Below are 17,533 nucleotides of genomic sequence, written 5' to 3'. Positions count from 1 at the left end.
TTTCTGTGGCGTAAATTTGCGATTACAGGCCGGTCTTGCGCCCGATCTTCGGCATTCCGTCGACCTTGTTCTGATGCGCCGCAACCCAGTCCAGCGTCTTTTCAAACGGCATCGGCTTGCCAATCCCGAAGCCCTGAACATGATCGCATCCCAATTGCGCCATCAGGGCGTGTTCGCCCGGGGTCTCGACCCCTTCGGCCAGCGTTTCGACGTTCAGGCGTTCGGCCATGGTCAGGATGGCGCTGACCAGCTGTTGCTGACCAGCGTCACGATCCGCCTTTGCAACAAAGGACCGGTCGATTTTGATCCGCGAGACATTGAAGCGCTTGATCGACGCAATCGAGGCATGTCCGGTGCCGAAATCATCCAGATCAATGCAGCATCCCAGTTTGGACATGCTGGTCACGTTGCGGGTGATCACATCATCGGGCCGGCGCGAAAAAACGGTTTCCAGAATTTCGACCGCCAGCCGGTCGGGCGTCAGGTCATTCTGGTCCAGCTCCCATTTCAGCCGGTCGATCAGGGCCGGGTCGCGCAGCTCATCGGAGGAGAAGTTCACGCCGATCCGGGGCACCACGATTCCGGCGCGATCCCAATCGCGCATGGCGGCAAAGGCGTGGTGCCGCATCGCCTGGCCAAGCCTCTCCATCAGTTCGGCCTGTTCGGCGAAGGGCAGGAAGACCTGCGGGCTCAACACTCCCTTCTGTGGATGCTCCCAGCGGGCCAGCGCCTCGAACCCGGTGACACGCCCGGTATCGGTCGAAATCTGAGGTTGGTACCAAGGACGGATTTCACCATTGTCCAGCGCTGCCTCGAACTCTTTGCGTAGATTGGCCCGGATGCGTGATCGGCGCTGTGTATCGCTGGAAAAGGCACGAATGGTCGATGGCCCGTTTCTTTGCGCTTCGTTCAATGCGGCCGAGGCGGCGTCGATCCAGTCTTCGTACCGGCCATCTACCGCGCTGGACAGTTGACTGAACCCGATCGAGCAGGACACATACACGCTCGTACCGTTGAGCGTAAAAGGCTCCTCCACGACGGACTGAATACGTCCAGCCATCTGAATGCAGGCCTCAAGATCCAGCTGGTGCGAAGGTTGCAGGCCGATCGCGATCTTATTCTGGTCCAGCCGGGTCACGATGTCCTGCGTGCGGACGACCGAAAGGATACGGCGGCCGAATTGTTCGGCCAGATGATCGGCAGCGGCGTTGCCGTGAAGGTCCAGAAAACCCGGGTAGTCATCCAGTGCAACGAGGATGCCGGCAGAATCCGCCCCGCCGGGCGTGAATGCCTTGAAGATCCCCTCCAGTTCCGTGGCAAAGGCGTCGATGGCCATCATGCCACCCGGCGGGTTGCGTCGCTGGCGCCGCTGATCGGACCGCGCGTCAATCGCGGCGGCACCCAGGAAAATCAGCGGCAGGCAAAAAGCGGCGACCACCAGCGCCCGTTCCCCGCCAATCCAGAATGCGGCAAGGCTGATCGCCGGGACAAAGGCCAAAGCGGCAGGGCCGCTCAGAACCGAAGTAAGAGCATCGAGAACGCGTTCTACTGAGATATGTTTCCACATCGGTTTTCTGGGCCTCTACGTTTAGGCATAGCACGTATTGGGCAACCGTAGAAAACCAATCTGAGTCAGACGTTAACGCAGCTGTGGAATTTCGTCCGAATTTTCGTCTTTTTTGCTGGGGTTTAGCGCGAGGCCCTGGAAATCGAACAATTTCGGGTCCAGCAGATGCGAAGGCCGTGCGTTGGTCAGGGCCCGAAACATCACCTGACGCCGACCGGGGCTGTTCTTTTCCCACTGGTCAAGAATCTGTTTCACCTGCTGGCGCTGCAGCCCGTCCTGACTGCCGCACAGGTCGCAGGGGATGATGGGATAGTTCATAGAGGTCGCGAATTTCTCGCAGTCGGCCTCGGCCACATGGGCTAGCGGGCGAAAAACGAACAGATCGCCTTCTTCGTTCACCAATTTTGGAGGCATTGTCGCCAGGCGACCGCCGTGGAACAGGTTCATGAAGAACGTCTCGAGGATATCGTCCCGGTGATGGCCCAGCACCACGGCGGAACATCCCTCTTCGCGCGCGATGCGGTACAGGTTGCCCCGGCGCAGGCGCGAACACAGGGCGCAATAGGTGCGGCCCTGCGGAACCTTGTCCATCACCACCGAATAGGTGTCCTGATATTCAATGCGATGGGGCACGCCCATGCGTTCAAGGAATTCGGGCAGGACGGTGGCAGGGAAGCCCGGTTGCCCCTGATCCAGGTTGCAGGCCAGCAGGTCGACCGGCAGAAGCCCGCGCCATTTCAGCTCGTAAAGCACCGCCAGCAGGGTATAGCTGTCCTTGCCGCCGGACAGGCAGACCAGCCAGCGGGGCGGTTTGCCATCCTTGTCATGCGCCGACGGGTCCACCATCCCGTACTGCTCAATGGCTTCGCGGGTCTGGCGCACGATGCGTTTGCGCAGCTTCTTGAACTCGGTGGTCGAGGGCGCGCCGGCAAAGAGCGGGTGGATATCGTCAGCTTCGTCAAACATGCGCAGCCCCTACAGCAGTTGACGCAACCGGGCAAGAGGACGGGTCAGCCGAGGCGGGCCAGAAGCGCGCCCGTGTCCAGCCCGGCCACCGATCCGGGGATGCACCCGCTGTCGCCTGAAAGGCGCGTGGCGATGAACCCATCGGCAACCGCGCCGGGGGCATGGCGCAGAAGTTGTGAGGCCGTGAGCAGCAGCGCCGTGCGTTCGGCAAACCAGCGCGCCTCGGCCTCGGGTGGCAGGTTGGGCCAGCGGTTGCGATGTGCCTTCAGGGCCGCGTCATAGGCGCGATCTACGCCCATTGCGGCGCCCAGTTCTGTCTGCAGCACGTCCGCGGCCAGCGTCTCACGGGCAAGGGTGCGCAGGATATCCAGGCAGATGACGTTGCCTGACCCCTCCCAGATGCCGTTCAGCGGGGCTTCGCGGTAGAGCAGGGGCAGCGGGGTGTCCTCGACATAGCCCATGCCGCCCAACACCTCCATCGCCTCGGCCACAACCACGGGGCAGCGTTTGTTGTTCAAGAATTTGGCAAGGGCGACGCTGATCCGGGCAAAGGCCTTGTCCTCGGCGGTTTGCCCGTCGAACGCCTGCGCCACGCGCATCCCCAGCGTCAGCGCGCCTTCCCAGTCCAATACCAGGTCGGCCAGCACTGCACGCATCAGCGGCTGGTCGATCAACCGGCGCTGAAAGGCGCTACGATGGGTGACCCAGTGATTGGCCTCGGACAAAGCGGCGCGCATCAGGCCCGCCGGGGCCATAGCTGTATCGAGTCGTGTGTGGTGCACCATTTCAATGATCGTGTGCACACCAGCGCCTTCGTCGCCCAACTGATAGGCCAGCGCGTCGTGGTACTCGATCTCGGCCGAGGCATTGGACCTGTTGCCCAACTTGTCCTTCAACCGCATCAGGTGGATGGCGTTTCGCTCGCCTTCCAGCCAGCGAGGGACAAGGAAGCAGGTCAGTCCGCCCGGTGCCTGCGCCAGCGTCAGAAACCCATCCGACATCGGAGCCGAGCAAAACCACTTGTGCCCGCGCAACCGCCAGTGATCGCCGTCTCGGGTGGCCGTTGTGGTATTGGCGCGCAGGTCCGAGCCGCCCTGTTTCTCGGTCATCGCCATGCCTAAGGTGGCGCTGGTTTTCTCGGCGACCGGTCTTGTCGAAGGGTCGAATATGCGTGCCGTCAGCTTAGGCTGCCAGATGGCGGCGATATCCGCATTGACGGCCAGTACCGGACAGGCCGCGTAGGTCATGGTCAATGGGCAGCAATGGCCGGGTTCGACTTGACTGGCCATATAGTTCATCGCGGCATGGGTTACATGGCCACCAGACTGACCGTCCCATGGCAGGGCAGCGTATCCTGCGGATTGGCTGATCTGCATTATCTGATGGTAGGCGGGGTGAAAGCGAACCTCGTCCAAGCGTCGACCGCCCGAGTCGAACAGCTTCAGTTCCGGCGGGCGCCGGTTTGCGTCGCACCCCAACTCGCGGGTTTCAGCGCGTCCCAGGTGTTCGCCATATTCCTCCAGAGGCGCGGAGCGCCCTGCGGCGAAGCCAACCGCGTTGCGCAGCACCGGGTCCGCGCTCCAAAGGTTGCAATCCCCGCGCGCGGACGGTTGGTTCAAGACCTCATGCGTGGGCAGCGTTTGGTGCGCGTCGGATGTCATCTGGACCTCGGGCTTTGTGGGCCCAAGTGTTCAGCGCAGAATTTGATGGGTCAAGTCTGACCGGGGGTCACGCGGAATCGTCGCGCTTGTGCTCGGGCACAGGGTCGTAGCCGTCACCGCCCCATGGATGACAGCGCCCAATGCGGCGCGCGGCCAGCCACGCCCCTTTGACGGCACCGTGTTTTTCCAACGCCTCCAGCGCATAGGCCGAGCATGTGGGTTGATAGCGGCAGTTGAAGCCGACCCAGGGGCTGAACACGAGCCGATAGGCCCGGACGGGCAGGGCAAGGATATGTGCCAACAGGGTCACTTCCGCGGACCGTGCACTTTGCGCAGGGCATAGCGCAGGTCATCCAGCAGAGCCTCGAACGGGCGTGCGGCGGTTACTTCGGCACGGCCGATCAGAACGTAGTCCCACCCGTCCTGGCCCTGAACAGGCAGCACTGTGCGGGCGGCCTCGCGCAAGCGTCGCTTGGCGCGGTTGCGGGCCACAGCGTTGCCGACTTTCTTGGAGCAGGTGAAACCAACGCGAATCCCCGGCGCTTCGTCCGGGGCGCGTTTGCGGGCCTGGACCATCATCGATGACGTGCCCTGCCGGCGCGCGCGCGCGGCTTTCAGGAAATCCGACCGTTTCTTTAGCACGGTCAAAGTTTCAGGCGCGCAAACGGACGCCGCCGGGGGCATATCCCCGGGGTGGTTCTTACCATCCTCAGGGGCCTCCGGCGGCGTCATGTTCATAACCTGATCGGTGAGCGGTTTACGCGCTCAGCGATTTGCGGCCACGTGCGCGGCGTGCGTTCAGGATCTTGCGGCCGGCCTTGGTGGCCATGCGCGCGCGGAAACCGTGGCGGCGTTTGCGAACCAGGTTCGAAGGCTGATAGGTGCGTTTCATCGCTCCGTCTCCAATCAATAGCGGTGGGGTGCGGCGCGGATTCGCCTGGCCCTAGTGTTCGAAGCCCGTCCTCTACTGGGAAGCGGGGGGTAAGTCAAACCCCTAGGTGGGGGTTTTATCCCCTTTTGCAACAATTCTGTAACCGCAGCAGGCAAAAGGTTTCAAAATCGCGGTTTTGACGCCCCAAACCCTCACATTCCCTGCGGAAAACATCAAGGCCGCGTGAAGTCCCTGTTGTGCAGCCCTTTGGCGGCGCATGTTGGGAGCAGAATGAAACGTACGAAACCGGATAGCCTCATGAGCGATACAACTCAGGCGCCGCGCAACGGGCTTGCGCGCCATATCCCCTTGCTGGTGATTCTCGCCGTGGCTGCGGTGGGGTTCTTTACGCTGGGTGATTACCTGACCTTCGAGACGCTGCGCGACAACCGCGAGGCCCTTCTGGCGTGGCGGGATGCCAATTACTGGTCCATGGCGGCGGCTTTTGTTGCGATATACATCGTCATCGTCGCCTTTTCGTTGCCGGGTGCTGCCGTGGCCTCGATGACCGGAGGGTTCCTGTTCGGTTTGTTTGCAGGCACGGTCTTAAACGTCTTTGCCGCCACCATCGGCGCTTCGGCCATCTTTCTGGCGGCGCGTTGGGGGTTGGGCGAATCCCTGACCGCGCGATTGGATTCCTCGGAAGGCACCGTCAAAAAGCTCAAGGACGGGTTGCGCGAAAATGAAATCTCGGTGCTGTTCCTGTTGCGCCTTGTGCCTGTCGTGCCGTTCTTCGTCGCCAATCTGGTGCCTGCTCTGGTCGGCGTAAAATTCCGCAACTTTCTGATCACCACAGCGCTGGGCATCATTCCGGGCGGCATTGTCTATACGTGGATCGGCGTCGGGCTGGGCGGCGTGTTCGATCGGGGTGAAACGCCGGATGTCTCGCTGCTGTGGGAGCCCTTCGTCATTGGCCCGATCATCGGCTTGTGCGTGCTGGCGGCCTTGCCGATAGTCATCAAAGCCCTGCGTGGCCGAAAGGACAGCTGATCTCATGCAAGAGTTGAAAACCGATATCCTGGTGATCGGGGCCGGGTCGGGCGGCCTGTCCGTGGCCGCCGGGGCCAGCCAGATGGGGGCGGATGTCATCCTGCTGGAAGGCCACAAGATGGGCGGCGATTGCCTGAATTTCGGCTGTGTGCCCTCCAAGGCACTGATCGCAAGCGGTAAGGCGGCCTATGGACAGGCCCATTCCGCCGCGTTGGGCGTGGCCGATGTAGTGCCGCAAGTGGATTATGCCGCCGCGAAGGATCATGTGCATGACGTGATCGCTCAGATTGAGCCTATGGACAGTCAAGACCGGTTCGAGAGCTTCGGGGTCAAGGTGATCCGCGAATACGGCAGTTTTGTCTCTCCGACACAGGTGCAGGCAGGTGATCATTTGATCACCGCGCGGCGGGTGGTGATTGCGACCGGGTCGTCGCCTTTGGTGCCGCCGATCCCCGGGCTGGATCAAGTGCCGTACTATACCAACGAAACCATCTTTGACCTGCGCGACAAGCCCGAACATCTGCTGATCATCGGCGGTGGCCCCATCGGCATGGAGATGGCGCAGGCCCATATCCGTCTGGGCTGCGAGGTGACGGTGATCGAGGGCCTGCAGGTGCTGGGCAAGGATGACCCCGAAGCGGCAGAAAGCGTGCTGGACACGCTGCGTGCCGAAGGCGTGGCGATCCACGAACAGGCCATGGTTGCCCAGATTCGCAACAACAAGGGCCTGGTCGAGGTCGTGACCGAGAATGGTGACATTTACACCGGCTCGCACCTGTTGCTGGCTGCTGGACGCAAGGCCAATACCGAACGCCTGAACCTAAAGGCCGCGGGGATCGAGCTGACCCGCACCGGGATCAAGGTGGATGACTCACTACGCACCACAAATCGAAAGGTCTATGCCATCGGTGACGTGGCCGGCGGGATGCAGTTTACCCATGTGGCGGGCTATCACGCAGGGGTCATCATCCGTTCCGCTCTGCTCGGCCTGCCATCCAAGGTGAAAACGGCGCATATCCCCTGGGCCACCTATACCGACCCTGAATTGGCGCAGGTCGGCTTGACCGAGGCGGAGGCGCGCGATCAGCACGGCGACAGGGTCGAAATCGCGCGCTTTGACTACCATCACAACGACCGCGCGATTTCCGAGCGCAAGACGAAAGGCTTCATTAAGGTCATGGTCGTAAAAAGCCGACCTGTGGGTGCCACAATCGTGGGTCATCAGGCGGGCGAACTGATCAACTTGTGGTCGCTGGCCTTGGCCAATAACCTGAAGATGGGGCAGATCGCTGCGATGGTTTCGCCCTATCCGACGATCGGAGAGCTTAACAAAAGGGTGGCGGGCGCCTATTTCTCGCCAAGGCTGTTTGAGAATCAAATGGTTAAACGCGTGGTCCGGTTCGTCCAGCGCTGGATGCCCTGACCGGGAAGGGAGAGCAGATTGAACTCGCTGTCGGGCCGATTTTTGATCCTGACGACGGTCTTCGTGATGTTGGCCGAGGTTCTGATCTTTGTCCCGTCGATTGCGCGTTTCCGCGAAGATTTCCTGCTGAACCGGCTTGAGCGCGCCCAGATCGCCTCGCTGGCGTTGCTGGCTGATGACATGCTCGCTGAAGACCTTGAGGCGGAATTGCTGGCCAATGCCGGGGTCTATAACGTGGTGCTGCGGCGGGACGAGGTGCGGCAGTTGATGCTGTCTTCCCCGATTCCCGAGCCGATCACCAAAACCTACGATCTGCGCGATGCGGGGCCTTGGATATTGATCCGGGATGCCGTGACGCGCCTGTTCACGCCGGAAAATGAGGTCATTCGCGTTATCGGTGAACCGGTCAAGGGGGCTGGGCTTCTGATCGAAGTTACTACGGACAGCGAACCCTTGCGTATGGCGATGACCGACTATGGTCTGCGCATTCTGGGACTGTCTTTTGTGATCTCGATCATCACCGCCTTCTTCCTGTTTCTTGCCGTACGGGTTGTTCTGGTGAAGCCCATCAAGGGCGTCGTGGGCTATATGCAGCGCTATGCAGGCGCCCCCGAGGACGCGCGTGGAATCATCTCTCCCAATTCCAAGGTGACCGAACTGCGCGAGGCGGAAGAGGCCTTGCAACAGCTGCAGATCGAACTGACGCAGGCCCTGAAACAGCGCGAACGTCTGGCGCAACTGGGCGGTGCGGTGGCCAAGGTCAGTCACGATCTGCGTAACATCCTGACCTCGGCGCAGCTGTTCACCGACCGGATCGAGGCCAGCGATGACCCTCTGGTACGGCGTATGGCGCCAAAGCTGGTGAACTCAATCACTCGGGCCGTGTCTCTGTGCGAAAGCACATTGGCCTTTGGTCGCGCGGAAGAGCCCGCCCCAACCCTGACTATGGTGCCTCTGCGCGACGTGGCCGAAGATGTGGTGGCCAGCGAAAGGCTGGCCGTCGCCGATGCCTGCGTCGAGATCATCAACGACGTGCCCGAGGATCTGATCGCCCGCGCTGACCCTGAACAGATGTTCCGCGTCATGATGAACCTTGTGCGCAACGCGCGACAGGCGCTGGTGGCGTCTGGCAAGCCGGGCAGGATCACGATTGCGGGCTGTGAATATGAAGACGACTGGTGCGTTGAAATCAGGGATAACGGCCCCGGTCTGCCGCCCAAGGCCCGCGAGAACCTGTTCACACCGTTCCAGGGCGGGGTGCGCAAAGGCGGCTCGGGGCTTGGGCTTGCGATCTCGCAAGAACTGGTGCGCGGACATGGCGGAGACCTTGTTCTGGCCGAGACCGGGCCGCAGGGGACAACCTTTGAAATCCGCCTGCCGCGGGGCGGCGTGACTTTTTAAAATATTTTTGAAGAATCGGCTTGCACGTCCCCGGAGGTAGGTCTACATAGCGCCTCACCAACGCGGACCGATAGCTCAGCTGGATAGAGTACTTGACTACGAATCAAGGGGTCGGGGGTTCGAATCCTCCTCGGTCCGCCATTGGTATCCTGTTGAACGTCACACGGACCTGACCCAACCGTCATAGTTGGACCAGAAATAAGGTGAGCGCTCAACATTGGAAGGCCCCCAAGTCAAAAGTGTAATTTAAGACGAAGACAGACGCAGCACTGCAGATCGGTTTCTGGTCTTCGAATTAGACGCCGCTTTTTAGGCTGTCAGCTAGTACAGTGCCTGAGTGCTGGGGCGCGTTTCGTCAGTGAAAAATTTGCAGCGTCTGCGTAATCACGCGACATACCAATACACTCACGCCACACAGCTGCCCTTCGCTGCGCTCGCAGCATCAGCCCTCGCTAATGGCTGCGATGCGCGAGAAGCGGACGTTGCTAAGTTTTACGGAGTGGCCCATATGGGACCAAGACCTTGGACATTCAAATGTTGTGGGTCGGACTATGAAGAACTGGATGACATTATTACATGACCAACAAAGTGTTCATAAACATTCTAAACAGAAGAATAGGCGATTTTATCAATGCATTCGACTATGATGCGAAATCAATCTTTTCCAACGAAACGAACAAACTTTTTCACGCTGGAGAGTACGGGCTCCTCAAGGAGAAGGCGGTTATAAGCCTACTCCGACTTATTGTTCCAGAAAATTTAAGCATTTCAAGCGGCTTCCTATTAACTTCAAATGGTGAAATCAGCACGCAGTGCGACATCATCATATATGACAAGAGCCGTAATCCGGTAATTCGAGATGGCGCCGCCAATTTCTTTCTACTGGAGTCTGTGTACGCCGTCGGGGAAGTGAAATCCAAACTCAACGCCACACGGTACAGAGACGCGCTTGAGAAGTTAGCTAGACAAAAAGCACTTGGTAAGAGTGCCTTGAGCACTGACGGTTTTGACCCGGCAAACAACGCAAAAGACAATATTATCACTTTTCTCGTATGCCAGAAGCTCGATTGTGACTACCTTAGGCCAGAGTTGTATCAGGAGGCCTATTCTAACAGAGGAGTAGACGACACCGATTGGCACAATCTTGTAATCAGTATCGAAGATGGCGAGCTTTTATACAAAATGAAACCTTCTGAACATCTAACGGCTGATCAAAAAAGAAACATTGGGGACATATTTACCGATCACACAGAGTGGGCATGGGCGTATCCGGTTCTCAATGGGCACAAAATTCAGTATGCACGTAGGAAAATACCAGAGCATGATAATTTCTGGCACATCAAAGACTTTTTGTTCTTGTTAGGGAGACTTCTTGCGGAGAAAAATATGCCCAATTCTTCAACTCTCGAGTATTTTAGCGATCAAATTATTGATGGTAAAAATCAGTAGTTTCTATCGATGAGGCAATAAGTGTTCACTACTTAGATGATTGGGAGTTCTCGGGGCTGCCTGTCTAAGCCAGCTACGATCTGAATAATGTTTACACAGTTCGAGGTGGCAACAGGTTTGAGCCAAAAACTACCTTTGTTCGCATTGGGCTGGCAGTAGCCCTATGCAATCGCCGCAGTCGGGTTATGAAGCAATGGCCGGTAAGGGCTATTTCGACCCGTTGTTGTGGGCCGCGGAGAGTGACTTTTTCGAGCCCATAGCCCTAATTCTATTTCGGAGCAGATTTCTCTGCATTCTGCTTGGCGTTGCGGAAATAACGGATAAGTTCGCCATCTATTTTCGGTTTGTTGACATCTTTGAAATACCGATTGATTTCAGCGACGCCGGAATCCTCGGCTGCCATCCGCAATGCCTCCTTCCGCATTTGGTAGTAGCGATCAAGTAACCCTTGCTTGTCGCTTTCGCTTGCGTCGTGAATGTCTTCCACACCCATAAAAAGCGCCATGCAGTGGACAGAGAGTTCTTCGTCTATGTAAAGGTGGTATTTCTCTACGAATTCTATCATTCCGAAGACAACAGTGCTAATTAGCTCGTGACGTTCGGCCCGACTTAAGTCATCGCTATCGATGACCTTGGTTGCGATTTTGCTACCTTGTAGGATGTGCTCAATGAGCCCTTCATAAGCCGACAAACGTCTTTCGAAGATCTTGGGTGCATAGAGTTCTCGCCGGTTTCTGCGACGCATGATCTCGTTGAGCAGTACGCCGATGATAACACCCAATATACCGATTATCGGTGCGATAAAGTCCATGTGTGCACTCATTCGGCGTTTGGGCCGGTTGGGAGCGCGTTACGAGAGATGAGAGACCACATCTCCTTGTCCGTCCTCATAGACCCTCGCGCCTCTATCTCTATTAACAGTGTGCGCGTCGTATCCAAGTCGGAACCGATGATATGTGCCAGAGTTTCAACTGACATCCATCCGGTATTGCCTGCGCGGGTCAGTGCTTTTCTCAGCAAGCGTTTTCTTGCTTTATCTATTCGAGCTTGCTTTTGATTGGTGAGGAAGTGCGCCAAAATTGTGCTTCCAAGTGTTCCTGTAATTCCCAAGGCTGTTCCAGCCACCACCGCCCAATCTCCGCAAGTCATGGATATCCCCTTTGAAATTGCCAAAAAATTGCTTTTTCAAATCTTGATGTTATTGGGTGGTAGTTCTACTGGTGGTGCGGTGCAACATGCAACTATCATACTTTGACATTGTCAATCGATCGGAAGCTTAGTTGTGCCCACTCGACTTTGGTTTGCAGTACGTCCAACGTCCGGTTTACGTTGCTCGTGGCTTGCTGCACGAGCGAAGATTAAAACTCCGGTCAAGGTCTGGTTGGGGCTCTACGCGACGCATGCCGTGAGCGGCCACATACCGGACCTTCGCTGCAGCTACAACTTAGTGCAAATGCACAATCAAACACAGTGCTAAAGACAAGTTCCCTCAACACCCCCCGACGATGGCCACTGTTCGTTGGGCATATGCGCGGACTTCGTCGTCGTCAAATGGCGTGTTCGGATCATGATGAAACGGGGCCGTAAAACTGTTAATGTCGTCTAGTTCGTTATACCGAGGTGTTAGTGGGTGCGCAGTGTCAGCTCTAACAGCCGCTATCATATCGCCTAGCCATTTCCCCTCTAAGACTTGATTTGGAAAGCGGTAGCGGATGTAGCGCTCAAGCAGCGGTCGCATAATCAACCGCATATCTCTAGCGTTACCGCCCCGACCGTCGGCGAATTCTTGAAGCCTCATATGGTCTTGCAGATAACCCTCCTTAACCTCCAGTTCGAGGTTCCATGGCTCTATTGATGAGCCACTTGCGCTGGCCGAAATTTGAAATGGCGTACAAGATTGTCCGTGGATTAGCGAACGAACTGTATCAAGGAAAAACTTGTCATGACTAAGCACGATGACCTGCGCCGCCTTATCTGTCGCGCCAGCGCGCACGATTTCTTTGGCCGTCATCGTTCTGCGAAAGTCGTCCAGGCTGGTGAACGGATCATCAAACACTATAGTCTTTTGCTTGATATCTGGATCACGCGCGATCTGTGACAAGAAGAAGGCGAGTGCTAAAGTACTCTTGTCGCCTGCGCTCATGGTTGTGTCGAAGCCAGGATCATCGCCACTCGTCTTCGTGACGTCAACATCGCTCGAATCAAAGCGCAGACAGTAGGTCGATTGTGGAACTTTACCGACGTAGTTCTTACTGAATTGCGCGAGGCGAAAGCTTGCACCGAACGATGAAAGAAAACGATTAATGTCAGCTTCATAAGCGTCAAGGATTGAATTATCGTACGTATCCAGTGCTTCTTTTTTTGTACTTTTTTTTGCGACGAGCGCGGTCTTTTCACGTTTTAGATTCTCATAGTTGGTCGCAAGGCTCAGCACCGGCTCGCTATGGCGTTTTTTCACAGCCTCTAAGGTGGCTAGAACGGTTTCCGCGTTTAACTTGTCCGTAGTCGCGTTCACATCCTTGACAGCTTGGATGAGACGGTTAGCCTCCCCGAACGCTGCAACCTCAGCTTCCAACTCTTTAGTCGTCGCCAACCAGTTTGCTTGAGCATCAAGAAATTCGGTCGAAGCTTCAACAGGCTCCAAAGGAGAAGATTTTTTAGCCTCCAGCATTGCCTTCGCCGCATCCAAAAGAGCTTCAACTTCGACACTAATTCGATCAGCTGCGCCGGACGGCTCATAGTCAAGGTTGCAATATCGCTTCCAAAACTCGGCGTCACTTGCAGCGTCAACGAAAGCCCGCTCTAACTTGAGTGCCTCGGTCGACGAAAGTGACTGATTGAGAGTAGTTTCCATTTCAGCGATAGCTGTTTTATGGGAAGCATAGGCTTCACTAAAATACCCCCGATAGGTATCAACCAAGCTATTGCCCAAAAGCGAGGCTGCACAAAAAGGGCAGTGTTCCCCAACTGCATGCGATAAACCTTCCGACAACCAAGCCTCGCCGCCTTCACGGAATTGGTGGCGCGCTAACTGTTGCTGGACGCGATCTGTGGCATCTGCACCAACACCATCAACTCCTTTTTTGACGAGTTCGAGAAAACCGCTTGGCAGCGCTAAGAGTTTGGGTGCGCCAAGTAACTTTCGAGACTCAATTGCCGCACTGTTGTTGATCGCGTTGAGTATCTTTGCCGCCTTTTCGATTTCTTTGTCGATGTCTGCACTAGCTTTCAATTTCAGGAACGCTTCAAGCTTCATGCCAACTGGTAAATGTTGCTCTAAGACCTTCTTTTCCGTCGCAATCTCCGTTTGCTTGGACGCTACGTCGGCATCAAGCTTATCCACTTCCTCAGCAAGCGCGACACCGGTAGCGCCCACCACAATGCGATAGAAATTTCGACGCTGCTCGACGCCCACTTGCTCGCCACCGTGAACATTCTCGTTCACAAAGTGTTGGTCGAAAATGTGAATGCCTGGCTTCGTGGAGTTCCAAGAACCTCCCGAAAATCGAACAAGCCCACTATCGAGAAGAACAGCGACCTCGGGCTCTGAATCGGCTCCAAAGGTTTTTCGTCTTTGAATAAAAGTCGGGTCATCTTGTTGAAGTGAGCGAAGAATAGAGCAAAATGTGGTCTTACCGCGACCGTTACCACCATAAATCAGCGTGAAATCACCGTATTCACCGCCGCCGATCCGTGCCGACTTGAACCTGCCCACATTCTTGATTGCCGTAAACTTTTTTAGAAACATGCACTGTCCTCAAAAATTATTCTTCTAAGCCCTCTAAAGGTCAGCTTCACTAGTCCAGCCTCTGATATTGAATTTAATGAGCTGTTAGTGAGGCAACCGTCGTCAAGACAAGTACTTCAACCACGAAATTCCCCCTAGAAGCGATTCTATGAAATCCGACTCTCCCTGATGAAGGCAATGATTTGAATGACCTACATCAACTATTTTCTTCTGAAGCCAATGCTATGCAGAACTCAAGCTCTTAGCATTTGCCTCAAATTGTAGTGTAGACATTGGCATACAAGTGAAAGGCAATTTCGGGCGATGAGCGGTCCAGTCTGTCCGCTGTTTCCAGTACCGGCGGTAAAGGCGGCAAAGGGCTCTTACTTACTACCGATGCGAGCTAAAACGCATCCTAAGAGACCTACTCAAAGGGGTGGCGATAAACTAGATCCGTCGGATCTTGACGAGGTGCTGCTGCGTCCAACTTAGCGCCGAGCCTTTCGGCAAGCGAACGGGATCGAATATTAAGTGGATCGACATAACTGACCAGTGTTTCAAGTTTCCTTTCATGATACGCCCAGCGTTTCAACGCCAGCGCAGCTTCGTAGGCAAATCCTTTACCCTCTGCGTGTGAATAGATAAGCCAGCCCAATTCATACTCTGGAAATAGAGGACCGGAATTAACTCCCACTTGCCCTAAACGCTGCCCCGACCGACGTTCTTCGATCATCAGCGCGCCAAATCCCATCAGTGCCCATTGCGCAACGTCGTGACAAAACAATCCCCAGGCAGCAGCAAGAGAGAAAGGACCACCCATGAAAACCGAGCGCTCTGACATCATCAACTCAGAGTATTCTGGCCAGTCCTCTATCTTGGGCGCACGCAATATGACGCGCTCAGTTTCCAAAGTAGGTATCGAGTACATAGCTACTGGCTTTCAGTTGAATTCTGATGGACGTTGCCGATTTCTTCACAAATAGCTGAAATCAGCAACAACAACTCTCTGCCCCCCTGCCTTTTACTAAATTGCGCTAAATGACCGGTTTACGCTTTTCGCGACGCGCCGCCGTGCTTAAACCCGAAGCGCGACGAACATCAGCTTCGGGATCTTTCGATATGTTGATGCCCACCGCGGCGAAGGACCGTAACGAGCCCATTTTGCCCGATGCTGTGCTTTGCACATTTTGAAGCGATGTGCCGAAAGCCGTCTTTGCTTCACATCTGGATAGAAACCTTGGAATGTTAGCCCCGTGAATACCGCATGTTTCGGGTCGAAGTGCCAATTCAGTGTGGGTAGTTTCACACTGAACAATCACAGGATTTCCCGATGCACGGACGCGACGCACTCTTCCCGGATTTTGATCAGTTAACGGATGCGGAAAACGCGTTGACTGAACGTTTGAGCCAGGCACGCCGCAACTATGCCAGTCGCAAGGCCACCTCGGCTGAGTTGACGCCTGACTGGTTGGAAGAGCTGCAGTCCAAACGGTTTGACCAAGCAGAAGACCTTGAACCGCTGATGGACTGGGTGATTGATGCGCTCGACACTGGCAGCGTGCAGATGACGCATCCGGGGTATCTCGGCCTGTTCAATCCTGCACCTACGTTTGCCGCAGAATGTGCGGATCGGATTGCATCAGCCTTCAATCCGCAAATCTGTGTGTATTCTCATGCGCCTGCTGCTGTCGAAATCGAACAACATGTCATCAATGAACTGGCCCGGCGCGCCGGGCTTCCTAAGGGGGCCGGGGGGCATTTCACCAGTGGTGGGGCCGAGGCCAATTCGACGGCTGTTTTGTGTGCCTTGCAGGCCAAATGCCCGGAGTACAGCGACAAGGGCATCTATGCGTTCGGTGGTCAGCCGACGATTTACGTCTCGAAGGAAAGCCACCTTGCATGGTTGAAGATGGCGCATTCAGCGGGCATTGGACGCAACGCCGTTCGATTGATCGCGACCGACGGTCAAGGTCAGATGGACGCGGGTTGTCTGGCGGCCGCCATTGATGAGGATCTGAAAAGCGGATGCGTCCCGGTCCTGATCGTGGCCACGGCTGGCACTACGAATGCCGGGATGATCGACCCACTCAAGGATTGCAGCACTCTGGCGCAAGAGCATGACATGTGGTTTCACGTCGATGCGGCCTGGGGTGGCGCGATGATTGCCAGCACGGCAGGACGGTCGGTGTTGAATGGCATTGAACAGGCGGATTCAATCACGATTGACGCCCATAAATGGTTCGCCACCACGATGGGGGCTGGCATGTTCCTGACCTCACGCCCCGACATACCGGCCCAAGTTTTCCGGATTTCGGCCAGCTACATGCCGGAAAGCGAGGCGGCCAAGGATTTCTATGTGAATTCCAACCAGTGGTCGCGCCGCTTCGTGGGGTTGCGCCTGTTCCTCGCCCTTGGTGCTGCCGGATGGGACGGCTACGGAGACCATGTTGAACGCTCAATTCGCCTGACCAACCGGTTCACGGAAAACCTTAGAAAGGCAGGTTGGACGGAGGCAAACCGGTCTCTCATGGGGGTGAGTTGCATGGTTCCGCCGGAAGGGAACGACGCTGTACAACGTTATGTCGATGCAGTTCATGAAGATGGCCGGTTCTGGATTTCCAAGGCGGTGTTCGAGGGAAAACCGGTTTTGCGGGCCTGCGTTACCAATGGACGCACGGATGAAGCGACCATTGATCAGTTGACGGCTTTCCTGACGACACTTTGAGGCAAGGAAATGCGCGCCCGCCGCAAGTACCGCGGGCGCCTATCCAATTGGTCAACCGGCGCGCAGATGCGTAGTTGTCATGTCGATCAACAGCCGCCCCGTGTCGCCGCGAACATCGGTGCGAATGACAATGAGCTTGCCGCCGCGTTTGACCGTTGTGGAGGTTGCAATCAGATCGCCCGCCTTTTCGTTACCCGACAAGACCGTATGAAGATCAACGGCGAGCGGGAAACCCGACCCGTCTTCACCAATGCTGTCCAGGTCGCCGATGGCACACAAGGTTGCTGCGATATCGGCAAACCAGATCAGGGCGCCAGCGTGCATCGTCCCAAACGGATTCTTTGCGGCTTCGGTTACCGGCATTCTGGCAACCACGCGTTCCGGCTCGCGGCTTTCGATGGTAAAGTCGATTTCGCCCTTCCACTTGTTCTCAGCCAGTTTTTGTCTGATGTTCGTTTCCATACTCTCAACTTTCAGTGGCAAGAGCATTCTCGCATCTGAAAAACCTGAATTCGACCCAGAACTTGCGCATTTGGCCTTACCGGGGCGTGGTGATAAAAAGCGCTGCAACCGGACATTCGAGCCACTGCCGTGAAGGTCCGGAAGGTCCGCACTCCGGACGTTGCTGTCGTCTGAGTTGGCTCATGTCCCACTGCAACCGTCAGATGACCGCTGTGAACCCATAGCGGACAA

At 56.3% G+C, this 17,533-nt stretch carries 16 protein-coding genes and 1 tRNA gene; 6 read left to right on the top strand and 11 right to left on the bottom strand.

Features of this window, described 5'->3' with window-relative positions; all coding sequences use genetic code 11:
- Positions 1 to 22: 22 nt before the first annotated feature.
- The 6 genes from GOX63_RS22820 to rpmH form a co-directional block, all read right to left on the bottom strand.
- A complete protein-coding gene (locus tag GOX63_RS22820; protein ID WP_170328746.1) occupies positions 23 to 1,567 on the bottom strand; it encodes a putative bifunctional diguanylate cyclase/phosphodiesterase in 1,545 nt (514 codons plus the stop codon).
- Between the two features lie 72 nt (positions 1,568 to 1,639).
- Entirely contained in the window at positions 1,640 to 2,533 is an 894-nt protein-coding gene (gene ttcA, locus GOX63_RS22815; protein ID WP_170328745.1) for a tRNA 2-thiocytidine(32) synthetase TtcA, read from the bottom strand.
- A 44-nt stretch (positions 2,534 to 2,577) separates the two neighbouring features.
- Positions 2,578 to 4,194, bottom strand: coding sequence for an acyl-CoA dehydrogenase family protein (locus GOX63_RS22810; RefSeq protein WP_170328744.1), 1,617 nt, complete (start codon positions 4,192 to 4,194; stop codon positions 2,578 to 2,580).
- 67 nt (positions 4,195 to 4,261) lie between these two features.
- Positions 4,262 to 4,504: a membrane protein insertion efficiency factor YidD gene (gene yidD, locus GOX63_RS22805; protein WP_170328743.1), complete on the bottom strand. Its 243-nt coding sequence runs from the start codon at positions 4,502 to 4,504 to the stop codon at positions 4,262 to 4,264.
- On the bottom strand, positions 4,501 to 4,926 hold the full coding sequence (gene rnpA / locus GOX63_RS22800) for a ribonuclease P protein component (protein WP_170328742.1): 426 nt from the start codon (positions 4,924 to 4,926) through the stop codon (positions 4,501 to 4,503). The genes yidD and rnpA overlap by 4 nt, the downstream gene beginning before the upstream one ends.
- Positions 4,927 to 4,951: 25 nt before the next feature.
- Entirely contained in the window at positions 4,952 to 5,086 is a 135-nt protein-coding gene (gene rpmH / locus GOX63_RS22795; protein WP_005980833.1) for a 50S ribosomal protein L34, read from the bottom strand.
- A gap of 297 nt (positions 5,087 to 5,383) precedes the next feature.
- Here rpmH and GOX63_RS22790 point away from each other — a divergent pair, with 297 nt between their 5' ends.
- From GOX63_RS22790 to GOX63_RS22770, 5 genes are all read left to right on the top strand, one after another.
- On the top strand, positions 5,384 to 6,115 hold the full coding sequence (locus tag GOX63_RS22790; RefSeq protein WP_170328741.1) for a TVP38/TMEM64 family protein: 732 nt from the start codon (positions 5,384 to 5,386) through the stop codon (positions 6,113 to 6,115).
- 4 nt (positions 6,116 to 6,119) lie between these two features.
- Positions 6,120 to 7,538: a dihydrolipoyl dehydrogenase family protein gene (locus GOX63_RS22785; protein ID WP_170328740.1), complete on the top strand. Its 1,419-nt coding sequence runs from the start codon at positions 6,120 to 6,122 to the stop codon at positions 7,536 to 7,538.
- 18 nt (positions 7,539 to 7,556) lie between these two features.
- Positions 7,557 to 8,939: an ATP-binding protein gene (locus GOX63_RS22780; RefSeq protein WP_254436077.1), complete on the top strand. Its 1,383-nt coding sequence runs from the start codon at positions 7,557 to 7,559 to the stop codon at positions 8,937 to 8,939.
- 64 nt (positions 8,940 to 9,003) lie between these two features.
- Positions 9,004 to 9,080 (top strand) — tRNA-Arg (locus GOX63_RS22775).
- Positions 9,081 to 9,515: 435 nt separating this feature from the next.
- Positions 9,516 to 10,388: a DUF6602 domain-containing protein gene (locus tag GOX63_RS22770; RefSeq protein WP_170328726.1), complete on the top strand. Its 873-nt coding sequence runs from the start codon at positions 9,516 to 9,518 to the stop codon at positions 10,386 to 10,388.
- A 268-nt stretch (positions 10,389 to 10,656) separates the two neighbouring features.
- Here GOX63_RS22770 and GOX63_RS22765 read toward each other — a convergent pair whose 3' ends face one another.
- The 4 genes from GOX63_RS22765 to GOX63_RS22750 form a co-directional block, all read right to left on the bottom strand.
- Positions 10,657 to 11,199 (bottom strand): hypothetical protein, encoded by a 543-nt coding sequence (locus GOX63_RS22765; RefSeq protein ID WP_170328725.1) that lies wholly within the window; start codon positions 11,197 to 11,199, stop codon positions 10,657 to 10,659.
- Positions 11,200 to 11,207: 8 nt separating this feature from the next.
- Positions 11,208 to 11,537: a hypothetical protein gene (locus tag GOX63_RS22760; protein WP_170328724.1), complete on the bottom strand. Its 330-nt coding sequence runs from the start codon at positions 11,535 to 11,537 to the stop codon at positions 11,208 to 11,210.
- Between the two features lie 340 nt (positions 11,538 to 11,877).
- Entirely contained in the window at positions 11,878 to 14,136 is a 2,259-nt protein-coding gene (locus GOX63_RS22755) for an AAA family ATPase (protein ID WP_170328723.1), read from the bottom strand.
- 403 nt (positions 14,137 to 14,539) lie between these two features.
- On the bottom strand, positions 14,540 to 15,043 hold the full coding sequence (locus GOX63_RS22750) for a GNAT family N-acetyltransferase (protein ID WP_170547297.1): 504 nt from the start codon (positions 15,041 to 15,043) through the stop codon (positions 14,540 to 14,542).
- A 402-nt stretch (positions 15,044 to 15,445) separates the two neighbouring features.
- Between GOX63_RS22750 and GOX63_RS22745 the strand changes: the two genes are divergently transcribed.
- A complete protein-coding gene (locus GOX63_RS22745) occupies positions 15,446 to 16,840 on the top strand; it encodes a pyridoxal phosphate-dependent decarboxylase family protein (RefSeq protein WP_170328721.1) in 1,395 nt (464 codons plus the stop codon).
- Between the two features lie 51 nt (positions 16,841 to 16,891).
- Here GOX63_RS22745 and GOX63_RS22740 read toward each other — a convergent pair whose 3' ends face one another.
- Positions 16,892 to 17,302: a PaaI family thioesterase gene (locus GOX63_RS22740; RefSeq protein WP_170328720.1), complete on the bottom strand. Its 411-nt coding sequence runs from the start codon at positions 17,300 to 17,302 to the stop codon at positions 16,892 to 16,894.
- Positions 17,303 to 17,533: the final 231 nt, after the last annotated feature.

This window comes from Ruegeria arenilitoris (assembly GCF_013031355.1).
Taxonomy (GTDB): Bacteria; Pseudomonadota; Alphaproteobacteria; order Rhodobacterales; family Rhodobacteraceae; genus Ruegeria; species Ruegeria arenilitoris_C.
This window is presented reverse-complemented; position numbering and strand designations above follow the sequence as displayed.

Coding starts and splice junctions, on each gene's coding strand:
- GOX63_RS22820 (WP_170328746.1), bottom strand. CDS start 1,567: ATGTGGAAACATATCTCAGTAGAACGCGTTCTCGATGCTCTTACTTCG.
- ttcA (WP_170328745.1), bottom strand. CDS start 2,533: ATGTTTGACGAAGCTGACGATATCCACCCGCTCTTTGCCGGCGCGCCC.
- GOX63_RS22810 (WP_170328744.1), bottom strand. CDS start 4,194: ATGACATCCGACGCGCACCAAACGCTGCCCACGCATGAGGTCTTGAAC.
- rnpA (WP_170328742.1), bottom strand. CDS start 4,926: ATGACGCCGCCGGAGGCCCCTGAGGATGGTAAGAACCACCCCGGGGAT.
- rpmH (WP_005980833.1), bottom strand. CDS start 5,086: ATGAAACGCACCTATCAGCCTTCGAACCTGGTTCGCAAACGCCGCCAC.
- GOX63_RS22790 (WP_170328741.1), top strand. CDS start 5,384: ATGAGCGATACAACTCAGGCGCCGCGCAACGGGCTTGCGCGCCATATC.
- GOX63_RS22785 (WP_170328740.1), top strand. CDS start 6,120: ATGCAAGAGTTGAAAACCGATATCCTGGTGATCGGGGCCGGGTCGGGC.
- GOX63_RS22770 (WP_170328726.1), top strand. CDS start 9,516: ATGACCAACAAAGTGTTCATAAACATTCTAAACAGAAGAATAGGCGAT.
- GOX63_RS22765 (WP_170328725.1), bottom strand. CDS start 11,199: ATGGACTTTATCGCACCGATAATCGGTATATTGGGTGTTATCATCGGC.
- GOX63_RS22760 (WP_170328724.1), bottom strand. CDS start 11,537: ATGACTTGCGGAGATTGGGCGGTGGTGGCTGGAACAGCCTTGGGAATT.
- GOX63_RS22755 (WP_170328723.1), bottom strand. CDS start 14,136: ATGTTTCTAAAAAAGTTTACGGCAATCAAGAATGTGGGCAGGTTCAAG.
- GOX63_RS22750 (WP_170547297.1), bottom strand. CDS start 15,043: ATGTACTCGATACCTACTTTGGAAACTGAGCGCGTCATATTGCGTGCG.
- GOX63_RS22745 (WP_170328721.1), top strand. CDS start 15,446: ATGCACGGACGCGACGCACTCTTCCCGGATTTTGATCAGTTAACGGAT.
- GOX63_RS22740 (WP_170328720.1), bottom strand. CDS start 17,302: ATGGAAACGAACATCAGACAAAAACTGGCTGAGAACAAGTGGAAGGGC.